Raw genomic sequence first — 11,455 nt, forward strand, 5'->3', positions numbered from 1 at the left:
TTTTAAGACAATAGACTAGTCCTATTATATTTTTTTTTAATGACAATGACAACGTTTCCATATGGCGGCTTGAAAGGGTCATTAAATTTTCAAACGATTTATGGTATTTGCATTTTAATTATGAAGTTAGGTAAAAATAATTAGAAATTGGAGGAATTTGAGATGAAAATGAAAAAAGTAGCATCAATCGTATTCGCAGCTTCTCTGACTGTCGCTGGACTAGCTGCTTGCTCTACTGGTAATAAGGAACAAAGCGGCGGCGCAGATAAAAATGGCGTAACAACGATTGAATTCTGGGCGGCTCCAAACCCAACACAGCAAGTGTATTGGAAGGAAGTAGCGGAGGAGTTCACGAAGGAAAATCCAAAAATTAAAGTGAATGTCAGCCCGATGAAGGAAAGCCCAACTTCTGAAGCAAGTATTCAATCAGCGATAGCGGGTGGAAGTGCACCTACTATTTCAGAAAATATTAACCGTGGATTTGCTGCTCAATTATCTGAGAGTAAAGCCCTTGTACCATTAGATGAGCTAGAGGGATGGGACGAGGTAAAAGAAAGCCGTAATATGGCTGAAACCATGAAGGGCTGGGAATTTGCTGACGGTCACCAGTATGTATTGCCAATTTACTCAAATGCCATGCTATTTGGCTGGAGATTAGACATTTTAAAAGAGCTTGGCTATAACGAACCGCCGAAAACGTATAGTGAAATGTTAGATGTAGCAGAAAAATTAAAAGCGAAATATCCTGATAAATATTTATGGGCAAAGGCAGACCTTGCTGACCCAACAGCCTGGAAAAGATGGTTTGACTTCTTCATGCTGTATGATGCAGCATCCAACGGTAACAAGTTTGTTGAAGGTACTAAATTCACAGGTAATCAAAAGGCCGGCGAACAAGTACTTGGCCTAATGGATGATTTACGTAAAGCGGATGCGTTGTTAACAAGACAGTCAAAAGATCCATTTGAAAGTGGTTTAGGGATTTTCGTGGATGTTGGTCCTTGGACCATTCCATACTGGGCAGAGAAATTCCCGGAATTAAAGTTTAATGAAACATTTACATTAGCAGCGCCGCCAGTACCAGACGGAATGGATACAGAAAATGTTAAAACGTTTGCTGATACAAAAGGTTTAGTGATTTATGCTTCTGCAACAAAAGAGCAACAAAAAGCAGCAATGACCTTCATTAACTGGGTTTATTCTACTCCTGATAATGATTTGAAATGGCTTGAAAAGACAAGCTTACCACCAGCTCGTGATGATTTAACAACAAATGATACATTTAAAGCGTTCTTTGATAAAAATCCAGCATTACAACCATATGCAGCTGCCGTTCCTAATGGTATCCCGCCAATGGATAACTCAAAATACAATGATATTCAGACATTTATTGGTCAACATGCTTTCAATCCAGTGGTAAAAGGTGAAAAGGATCCAAAAACTGGATGGAAGGACATGCAAAAGGCAATTGAGGAGGCTCTTAAATAATGAGCACAAAGCACGGAAGGATGGGCTGGCTATTTGCCAGTCCTTATCTTATATATGCATTAGTCTTCTTTTTGATCCCACTTGTGTGGTCACTATTCTTATCGTTTACGGATTGGAATTTAATTTCACCAACCTTTACATTCGTTGGACTTGAGAACTATATGGAGGCTTTTCGAAGTCCTGGTGTTCAGAGTGCATTTTTCGTTACTTTTAAATTTCTGGCAGTATTTGTACCTTTAGTGGTTGCGTCATCGATTATTGTTGCTTTAATCGTTCAGGGATTACCAAAATTTAAAGGGCTATTTTTAATCGGCTTTTTCCTCCCTTATTTAGCATCAGGAGTTGTATCATCCTTTATCGTAAAAGGGATTTTATCTTACAACAGTCCGGTGAATGAATTCTTGCGGAACTCATTGGGCTTAGATATTAATTGGCTTGGAAGTCCTTTTGCAGCACTCTTTGTGGTTGCAATGATTATCGCCTGGAAATTCACTGGGTATTATGCGCTGATTTTAACATCAGGTTTTGAAAGTATTGGTACCGAAATTTACGAAGCAGCCATGATTGATGGGGTAACTCCGTGGCAGCGTTTTTGGAAAATTACCTTTCCGCTGCTGTACCCTGCGTTATTTACAGTATTAATTTTATCAATTGGTGTTACGTTTGGTATCTTCACAGAAGTTTACCAATTAACAGGTGGAGGACCAAATTTTGCAACGAATACATGGCAAATGGAGATCTTTACAAGAGCATTCTCAAATCTTCAAGCAGGTTATGCTTCTGCCATTGCAATTATTGCTTCCGTTGTAACGTTTATTTCGGTTTTTATCATTCGAAAACTCTTAGAAATGTGGGGGAAACGAAATGGGTGGAGCTAAGAAAAAAGGCTTATGGTTTCGTTACCTAATAGCCGTTATTCTATTACTAATTATGATTTATCCATATATTTATATGGTGCTAAATTCTTTTGCTGATTGGGATCAAGTAGATAAGAAGCTATTTCCGACAGAGTATTCCTTGAAATCGTATGAATGGTTATTGGGTGGTGGGGAAGCTGCTATCCCAAGGCCATGGTTGAATGCATTCTTCAATAGCTTTATTGTCTCGGGGGCCTCAACACTATTGATGATGGTATCTGCCGTTATGGTCGCCTATGCACTAGCAAAGATGCCATTTAAAGGAAGAGACACGATAAATAACTTTATATTATTTCAAATGTTCTTTCCAGCCATCATTTTGTTAATCCCTACATTCCTTTTGATTCAACGAATCGGAATGTATGACTCATACTGGGGATTGATTTTGCCAAAAGCCATGAGTTTATGGGCCGTATTTATGTATACGAACTTTTTCAAGGCGATACCAGAAACGTTTATCGAAGCGGCAAAGCTAGACGGTGCGAGCGAGTTGCAAATTATGTACAAAATCGTCTTGCCAATGTCTAAATCAATAACGACCGTTATCTTCTTATTCTTGTTCATGGAAAGATGGACAGAGCTATTATGGGATATGTTGGTGGCGAAGAGTGATAACATGCTAACGCTGAATGTCCTGTTATCACAAATGTTCGGTCCATATGGTGGCTATCCAGGCCCTTTGTATGCTGCCTCTGTTTTATTAACACTTCCTATTATTATCATTTTCTTGCTGTTTGCGAAAAAGTTCCAAGAAGGAATGCAATTTACACTTAAGTAATGGCTGTTTTCGTAATGATTGTTGTTAAAATCTTAAAGCCGATTTTAACGTGGAAATAGTTATTTTGCGTTTTAGAATTTAGTTTGCAGGCTCTTTTCTTATTACATTCTGTTCCAAAAAGAAACAAAGTTTAAGAAAAGAGCCTAAGTAATAGAAGTTTTTGCGAGATTGGAGTTCAAACACAATGGTTAAATGGTGGAAACAATCGACTTTTTATGAAATCTATATGCCAAGCTTTAAAGATGGAAACGGTGACGGAATAGGGGACTTTGCTGGTATTACCTCAAAGCTCGACTATTTAAAGGGATTGGGGATTGATGGACTATGGCTTACACCCTTTTATCCATCCCCAAAGGTGGATAACGGCTATGATATTTCCGATTACTATGGGATTGACCCCGATTATGGAACGATGGCTGATTTTGAGATATTCATTCAGGAGGCACATCGGCGCGGTATCAAGGTGATAGCCGATTTAGTGTTGAACCACACCTCATCTAAACATCAGTGGTTCCAAGAGTCAAAATCACGGAAGGACCATCCGAAACGAGATTGGTATATTTGGAAGGATGAACCGAACAATTGGGAATCTTTCTTTGGTGGATCTGCTTGGGAGTACGATGAAAACACCAGTCAATATTATTATCATGCCTTTGCTAAGGAGCAGGTTGACCTGAATTGGGCCAATCCTGAAGTTAAAACAGCGATGTTGGATACCATGAAGTTTTGGCTGGAAAAAGGAGTCGATGGCTTCCGGCTTGATGTCATTAATTTCTTAAAGGTGAATGATTCGTTTCAAGACAACCCATTTGATGTGGAAAAGAATGAACAAAACCATTTATACGATAAAGACCAAGAAGGAATTTTAGCAGTCATTGAGGAAATTGCTGAATTTGTTCATCAGTATCCAGATAAATTTCTTGTTGGTGAAGTTGGTTCTGAAAACCTGGATATTCTAAAACAATATTCGGGCGATAACAAATTAGATGTTGTCTTTAACTTTAATATTGGAAGTATTGAGACGTTGGATGTGGAAAAGCTCTATCAACAAGTAGCTGAAACGGAGAAGGTTTATGATCAGTCGCAAATCCCAACCTTGTTCTTTTCGAGTCATGATATGTCCCGACACTTTTCTAGATTTGGCGGTGATGAAGACCGAGCCAAATTAGTTGCAGCTTTCATGCTTACAGCGAAGGGTGTTCCGTTCATTTATCAGGGTGATGAGATTGGAATGAGAGATTGGGTGACCGATGATATTTCCAAAATGAAAGATGTACAAGGCATTACACACTATCAATTGGCCTTACAAGCTGGTAAGTCGCAAGAGGAAGCGTTGGTAATTGCCAACGAAAAGACGAGGGATAAATCACGAACCCCCATGCAATGGACTGCTGATTCGAATGTCGGATTTTCAGAGAAGGAGTCGTGGATCACGATTCCTGAGGATGCTTGCAAAATTAATGTGGAAGACCAGCAAAACGATCCTGATTCCATGCTTGCTTTTTATAAAAAGCTGCTGTGGCTGCGAAAAAAACATTCAGCCCTCAGCAATGGCGATTATGAATTCTTACGGTATGAGGATGACATGATTTATTTTGTCCGGAAAGATTGTATTGAAAAAGTAGCAGTTGCTTTGAACTTTTCAAATCAACCCAAAACGCTAGAGATAGATTCAGATGTGGAATTGCTGATCTCCACAAAACGTAAGTCCCTTGAACAAAACAATGGTATCACGATTCATGCAAATGAAGTCTTGATTCTTAAGGAGGTTAATTAAAAATGGCTGTTTTAAATAAAGGGAATGTCAAAACATGTGAACAGTTGTTGGAAGAATTTAATTCGAATGCTCAACCTGCCAATGCAGAAAGGATCGTTTTCACAGGCATTGGTGAAAAAGATGTCTATAATATTTGCGCACCGTTTGAAGACGAAGGGGAGCTTGTTATTGCAGGACGGGTAGAGTCACGTGACAGTGAGCACTCTCATGTTTATTTCTTTGTCGAGAGAAATGGAAAGTGGGTACCAAGAGAGAATGCACCTGTCCTTGAGTTACAAGATCCATTCTTTACTCGCATAGCAGGAGAGTTAATTGTAGGCGGCGTTCAAATCTTCCCACATCCAATTAATGCGGGTCAACTTGGCTGGAGAACGGTTTTTTATAAAGGACAGTCCATTGCAGGGCTGCAGGAATTTGCAAAAGGTCCGGACGGAATGAAGGACCTTCGTCTTGTGGAATTAAAGGACGGAAGTATTGGCGTATTGACAAGACCTCAAGGGGAAAAAGGCGGGAGAGGAAAGATTGGTTGGACACGAATTTCTTCATTAGCTGAATTGACTCTCGATGTGATTAACGAAGCTCCTTTGCTAGAAGACCAGTTTATTGATGAACAGTGGGGTGGAGCAAACGAACCGCACCTATTAGCAAATGGACTTGTCGGTGTCCTCGGCCATATGGCTTCCTTTGATGAAGAGGGAAATCGTCATTATTATCCAATGGTATTTGCCCTTGACCCAGAAACAGGTGGGATTTCTGATATGAAGCTAATTGCTACTAGAAGCAATTTTCTTCCTGGTCCATCGAAACGACCGGACCTAGAGGATGTTGTCTTTAGTGGCGGATTAGTTCGAAGACCGGATGGAAGTGCTGATATTTATGCAGGAATTAGTGACGCAGAAGCTCAAAAAATAACGATCGTGGATCCATTTTTACAATATGAACGGTAATTTGAACTTTGAATGGAGGAGAACTGAAAATGAATATATATAGATATGAAGAGAACCCATTGGTTACCCCAATGGATGTAACACCACATCGCCCAGATTTTGAAGTAATTGGAGCATTTAATGCGGGGATTACAACATATAACGATGAAATTATTATGCTGCTTCGTGTAGCTGAGCGCCCAATTAGTGAAGATCCTAATGTTATCAAAGCACCCATTTACAATCCAGAAACCCGTGAACTAGAGATAGTAGACTTAAATCTAAGTGACAATCAGTTTGATTTTTCTGATCCACGTACGATTAAGAAGAGTGGAGATTCAAATGGTTTTGTTTATTTAACCTCCCTATCCTACTTGCGGATTGCACGAAGCAAAGATGGTCATCACTTCACGATTGATGAAAAACCGTTCGTATATCCATCCAATGAGTTAGAGACCTTTGGGATTGAGGACCCGAGGATTACTAAAATAGAAGATACTTACTATATATATTTTAGTGCTGTTTCACCGGTTGGTGTAGGCGAATCAATGGTTTCCACAAAAGACTTTGTGACAACAGAACATCACGGAATGATTTTTGCACCGGAAAATAAGGATGTATTAATTTTTCCTGAAAAAATAAATGGAAAATACTATGCGCTTCATCGTCCGGTCCCTAAAAGTGTCGGAGAGCCAGAAATTTGGATTGCTGAATCCACAAACCTCTTACATTGGGGGAACCACAAGCATTTACTAGGTTTACGTGAAGGTATGTGGGACAGCGCTCGCATGGGCGGGGGAGCCGTTCCTTTTAAAACAGAGAAAGGCTGGCTTGAGCTGTACCATGGTGCGACTTCGGATCACCGCTATTGTATGGGTGCTGTGTTACTTGACTTGGAAGATCCAACAAAGGTCATTGCCCGCTCCAACCAGCCGATTATTGAACCTGAAGCAGATTATGAGGTGGAAGGATTCTTTGGAAATGTTGTCTTTTCATGTGGTGCTGTTGTTGAAGGTGATGTTGTTAAAATGTACTACGGTGTTGCTGATACATCAATGGCTTGTGCCGAATTAAGCTTACAAGAAATCCTTGATTCATTGACTTATCTCTAATAGCTAAAAAAGTGCCAAAATCTCTTTATTGATTTTGGCCTTTTTAACATAACTTTGGCAGGACATTGAGAGTTAAGGTGATTAATAGTGTGAAATATTACTGGATTGCAGGAGGGGGCGGTCATTAGCCAACTCAGCTTTAAAAGGAGAACAATCGAATGTTGCAGGTATTTAAGTCTTTTTCCACAGAATTGAAGTATTATTTACTGATGAATGCCCTATTTTCCTTTGGGGGAGTTTTGTCAGGTATTTTTCAAAGTGTTTTCCTATGGAAGCTGGATAAAACCTATTCCTTGCTGGCCCATTATAGTTTGTATTGGTCGATTGCACTCATCTTTTGCTTTGGAATTTGCGGGTGGCTTGCTCGGATGACGAGCCCGATGATTACGATGCGATTAGGCTTTGTCTTTTACCTGATCACCTATTTAATTATGCTTATTTTTCATGATACATTACGTGATCATATTATGTTATTAGGGTTTTCAAATGGGTTGGCCATGAGCCTATATTTTGTCGGCATGCACATGGCGGTATTAGATCTAACTACGAATGATAATCGTGATCAATTTTTATATGTACAAGGAATTTTATTTACCATCGGCGGTGTCATCGGACCGGTTCTGTCAGGGATTATCATTTCACAATTCGAGGGTATGTTTGGTTATTATGTTGTTTTTATTGGAACCTGTGTATTCTTTTTTATTGCCTTTTTAACCTCTTTAAAGGTAAAGGGACATCCGATTACAACCAAAAGTTATTTTTGGGAAGTAATTAAGAATCCATCGAGGGAATGGAAGAAGATGTATAAGGTAATGTTTGCTGATGGTATTGTATCAGGCGTGTACGGAACCTTCTTAATTACGATGATTACCTTCAAAGTCGCTGGCGGGGAATTGAGTTTAGGTATTTATAATACGGCCGCAGAACTTGTTGCTATTGCTACATTCTATGTACTCGCTAGGTACTCTAATCCGAAATACCGTCTCGCCATTTATGCGATTGGTTCGGTCAGTATATTCTTGAGTTCTGTTCTGTTATCAATCTTTCCAGTCATCATTTCGCTGGTTGTTTTTGGGGTAATCTCACCTTTAGCCCAGAATATGATTACGAACTCGATGAGCGCGATGATCTATGAGGCAATTGAGAAGGACCCCGACTACAAGGAAAAGCGCTTAGATTATATTATTATACGTGAAATTCCACTTGGAGTAGGAAGAATCATTGGTGTAGTTTTGTTTCTAGTTATGAGAAAACACCTTAATTTTGACCAGCTATTACCTATATCGTTTAGTCTTTTTCCGATTGTATATGTGATTATGATTCCATCACTCTATATGATTTGGAGAAAGTCGAAAAACGTTTCAGTACTTCGTTCTAATGAATTATAAGTTTGGGAGGAATTATCTATGTTGGGTGCGATTGAAGCAGGAGGGACAAAGTTCGTTTGTGCAGTCGGTAATGATACGGGGGAGATTATTGAACGAATCCAGATTCCAACGACGACCCCTGCAGAAACCATGCCGCAGGTAATTGAATTTCTTAAAAAATACCCTATAACATCCATCGGAGTAGGTTCGTTTGGCCCGATTGATGTTATTAAGGAAAGTCCTACCTACGGTTTCATAACCTCTACACCAAAACCAGGATGGAATCAGTATCCGTTTGTTCAGGTGTTAAAAGATGCATTTTCCGTTCCAGTTGGATTCAATACCGACGTAAATGCAGCAGCATTGGGAGAGGTAGCTTTTGGCGCTGCTAAAGGATTGGACAGCTGCTTGTACATTACTGTTGGTACAGGAATTGGAGCAGGGGCAGTTGTCCAAGGCGAACTCCTCCAAGGTCTTTCACACCCTGAAATGGGACATATTCTTGTTAGACGTCATCCAATTGACCCATACAAAGGAAAATGTCCCTATCATCACGATTGCTTAGAAGGGCTTGCAGCTGGACCAGCGATTGAAGCGCGTTGGGGTGCGAAGGGTGATCAGCTTATAGACCAAGTCGAGGTTTGGGAAATGGAAGGCTACTATATTGCTCAAGCTCTGATGCAATATATCTTCATTCTTTCTCCCCAAAAAATCATCCTAGGCGGTGGAGTGATGAAACAGAAACAAGTATTTACCTTTGTTAATGGGTATTTAAAGGAATTTGTTAATGGGTATGTAGCTTTGCCAGAGCTTACTGATTATATTGTCAGTCCTGGTTTAGGGGATAATGCGGGGATTACCGGCGCGCTTATGCTTGCTCATCAAGCATTGCTAGCTGGGAATCAATGATAAACATAATTTGGGAGGAATAATCGTGCAACCATTGTTTTTAAAACCAGTTTTTAAAGAGAGAATTTGGGGTGGTACCGCTTTACGTGACGGATTTGGCTATAACATTCCAACTGATCAAACAGGAGAATGCTGGGCAATTTCAGCCCATCCAAATGGCCCTTCTATTATTGAAAATGGCCCTTATGCAGGTATGACCTTGGAAGAACTATGGCGGAAGAATCCAGATCTGTTTGGAAACCCAAAGGAAGAGGTGTTTCCACTTTTAACAAAAATCTTGGACGCGAACATGGATTTATCAGTACAGGTACATCCAGAAGATGAGTATGCGAAGGTTTATGAAAAGGGTGAGCTTGGAAAAACAGAGTGTTGGTATATCCTCGACTGTAAAAAGGATGCTCATATGATCTTCGGTCATAATGCAAAAACAAAAGAAGAACTAATCCAGCAAATTAGTGAAGGAAAATGGAACGAATTGCTCCGAAGAGTGAAGATTAAGCCTGGTGACTTTTTCTATGTACCAAGTGGAACAATTCACGCTTTGTGTGAAGGTACGCTTGTCTTGGAAACGCAGCAAAGCTCTGATACCACCTACCGCGTATATGATTATGACCGTCGTGATACGGAGGGAAATCTGCGCGATCTTCATTTAGAAAAGGCTATTGATGTGACGACAGTACCGCATCATGAAACAGTTTTTTCTTCGGTGGTTGAAGAGCGGGAAAATGCTACTATTACAATTTTTACGAAATCTGCGTTTTTCTCCGTATATAAATGGGATATTAGTGGGGAATCTGCATTTTCTTTTATTGATCAATATTTGCTTCTCAGTGTCATTAAGGGAGATGGGGTCCTTGTTCATGACGGAGAGCGTTATCCATTGAAAAAAGGAACCCATTTCATTATTCCAGTGGGATTAGGAGAATTTGTGGTCGACGGAAAATGTGAGTTGATTGTATCTCACACCTGACACATTGTGACATAATCATTGGGGACGGTTCTGATGGCTTTTTATCTTTTAGTTCCATTGATAAGCTGTATAGGTACTTAGGCTTTAGTGTGACAGCATCATCTTTCTATGAGTTTGAAAAAGGAAGGAGTGAGATAGGTTGATTATCAATGTCGATTTAGTAGCAAGACTAATAGACGAACAGTTTCCAGAATGGTCTCATTTATCTATCAAACCTGTAAAAAAAGGTGGAAATGATAATAGAACATTTCATTTAGGGGATCATTTGAGTGTCAGGTTACCTAGTGCAGCGGCCTATGCTCCACAGGTGGAAAAAGAACAAAAGTGGCTTCCCATTTTTGCTGAAAAACTTTCATTGTCAGTTTCTACTCCGATAGCAAAAGGAAATTCGAATAAAGAATATCCGTGGTCCTGGTCCATCTATAAATGGCTTAAAGGAGACCCTCTATCTCATAACAATATTGATAACCTTAATCATCTAGCAAAAGACTTGGCGTCATTTTTAAAAGAGTTACAAGCCATTGATGCTAGTGGAGGTCCATTAGCTGGTCAGCATAATTTTTATAGAGGCGGTTCATTATCTATATACAATGAAGAATCTAGAAATGCTATTGAAAACAACAGTGACACTTTTGATGGTGGTCTGCTGAGCGAAATCTGGAGCTTAGCTTTAGATTCTGAATGGGAGTCAGAGCCTGTATGGGTACACGGTGATATAGCAACAGGGAATTTGTTAGTAAAGGATGGAAAGCTCTGTGCCGTTATTGACTTTGGAATAGTAGGAGTAGGAGATCCTTCTTGTGATGCTGCAATAGCTTGGAATTTCTTTGATGATACCAGTAGAGAAGTATTTAAGAATGAATTAAAGTTTGACGAAGGAACCTGGAATAGAGCACGAGGATGGGCTCTGTGGAAGGCATTAATCACATATGACTCTTACAAAAATTTTGATAAAGTAACAGCGGAAGAAGCAGCTGATACTATTTGGACTATAATCAAAGATTACGAAAACTAATCAAACACATTGGAAACAGAACACATTGGGGACGGTTCTGGTGGCTTTTTGGCGAGAGTAATCCAGAAAGAACCATGAGAACCGTCCCTGTGGTTTTATGGGGTTTGAATTAGGACAAAATAAGAGATTGGGATAACAAATTTAAAATAAAAAGTTCCGTGCAAAATGCATCGGAGCTTTTTTAAGGTATTAAAAT

Annotated in this window: 10 protein-coding genes; all 10 read left to right on the forward strand. The window is 39.7% G+C overall.

What is annotated here, in order from left to right; all coding sequences use genetic code 11:
- Positions 1–162: 162 nt before the first annotated feature.
- The 10 genes from ACIQAA_RS24820 (at position 163) to ACIQAA_RS24865 (ending at position 11,259) form a co-directional block, all read left to right on the forward strand.
- Positions 163–1,488, forward strand: a complete 1,326-nt coding sequence (locus ACIQAA_RS24820; protein ID WP_402625050.1) for an ABC transporter substrate-binding protein — start codon at positions 163–165, stop codon at positions 1,486–1,488.
- Positions 1,488–2,366 carry a carbohydrate ABC transporter permease gene (locus tag ACIQAA_RS24825; protein ID WP_307307117.1) on the forward strand — a complete coding sequence of 293 codons (879 nt, stop codon included), beginning with the start codon at positions 1,488–1,490 and terminating at the stop codon, positions 2,364–2,366. Before ACIQAA_RS24820 ends, ACIQAA_RS24825 begins: the two co-directional genes overlap by 1 nt.
- The gene (locus ACIQAA_RS24830) at positions 2,353–3,183 is read left to right on the forward strand and encodes a carbohydrate ABC transporter permease (protein ID WP_307307120.1); all 831 of its coding nucleotides are present in this window, start codon (positions 2,353–2,355) and stop codon (positions 3,181–3,183) included. Before ACIQAA_RS24825 ends, ACIQAA_RS24830 begins: the two co-directional genes overlap by 14 nt.
- A gap of 184 nt (positions 3,184–3,367) precedes the next feature.
- On the forward strand, positions 3,368–4,960 hold the full coding sequence (locus ACIQAA_RS24835) for a glycoside hydrolase family 13 protein (protein WP_402625054.1): 1,593 nt from the start codon (positions 3,368–3,370) through the stop codon (positions 4,958–4,960).
- 2 nt (positions 4,961–4,962) lie between these two features.
- On the forward strand, positions 4,963–5,907 hold the full coding sequence (locus ACIQAA_RS24840; protein ID WP_402625057.1) for an MTP-1 family protein: 945 nt from the start codon (positions 4,963–4,965) through the stop codon (positions 5,905–5,907).
- A 29-nt stretch (positions 5,908–5,936) separates the two neighbouring features.
- Complete coding sequence (locus tag ACIQAA_RS24845) at positions 5,937–6,998, forward strand: BtaManbiosPhlase (protein ID WP_402625060.1); 1,062 nt, start codon at positions 5,937–5,939, stop codon at positions 6,996–6,998.
- 158 nt (positions 6,999–7,156) lie between these two features.
- The gene (locus tag ACIQAA_RS24850) at positions 7,157–8,386 is read left to right on the forward strand and encodes an MFS transporter (RefSeq protein WP_402625063.1); all 1,230 of its coding nucleotides are present in this window, start codon (positions 7,157–7,159) and stop codon (positions 8,384–8,386) included.
- An 18-nt stretch (positions 8,387–8,404) separates the two neighbouring features.
- Positions 8,405–9,274 (forward strand): ROK family protein, encoded by an 870-nt coding sequence (locus tag ACIQAA_RS24855; protein WP_402625065.1) that lies wholly within the window; start codon positions 8,405–8,407, stop codon positions 9,272–9,274.
- Positions 9,275–9,296: 22 nt separating this feature from the next.
- Complete coding sequence (gene manA / locus ACIQAA_RS24860; RefSeq protein WP_402625399.1) at positions 9,297–10,244, forward strand: mannose-6-phosphate isomerase, class I; 948 nt, start codon at positions 9,297–9,299, stop codon at positions 10,242–10,244.
- Positions 10,245–10,383: 139 nt separating this feature from the next.
- Positions 10,384–11,259 (forward strand): aminoglycoside phosphotransferase family protein, encoded by an 876-nt coding sequence (locus ACIQAA_RS24865; protein WP_402625068.1) that lies wholly within the window; start codon positions 10,384–10,386, stop codon positions 11,257–11,259.
- Positions 11,260–11,455: the final 196 nt, after the last annotated feature.

Source organism: Neobacillus sp. NPDC093182 (assembly GCF_044754045.1).

Coding starts and splice junctions, on each gene's coding strand:
- ACIQAA_RS24830 (WP_307307120.1), top strand. CDS start 2,353: ATGGGTGGAGCTAAGAAAAAAGGCTTATGGTTTCGTTACCTAATAGCC.
- ACIQAA_RS24835 (WP_402625054.1), top strand. CDS start 3,368: ATGGTTAAATGGTGGAAACAATCGACTTTTTATGAAATCTATATGCCA.
- ACIQAA_RS24850 (WP_402625063.1), top strand. CDS start 7,157: ATGTTGCAGGTATTTAAGTCTTTTTCCACAGAATTGAAGTATTATTTA.
- ACIQAA_RS24840 (WP_402625057.1), top strand. CDS start 4,963: ATGGCTGTTTTAAATAAAGGGAATGTCAAAACATGTGAACAGTTGTTG.
- ACIQAA_RS24820 (WP_402625050.1), top strand. CDS start 163: ATGAAAATGAAAAAAGTAGCATCAATCGTATTCGCAGCTTCTCTGACT.
- ACIQAA_RS24845 (WP_402625060.1), top strand. CDS start 5,937: ATGAATATATATAGATATGAAGAGAACCCATTGGTTACCCCAATGGAT.
- ACIQAA_RS24855 (WP_402625065.1), top strand. CDS start 8,405: ATGTTGGGTGCGATTGAAGCAGGAGGGACAAAGTTCGTTTGTGCAGTC.
- ACIQAA_RS24825 (WP_307307117.1), top strand. CDS start 1,488: ATGAGCACAAAGCACGGAAGGATGGGCTGGCTATTTGCCAGTCCTTAT.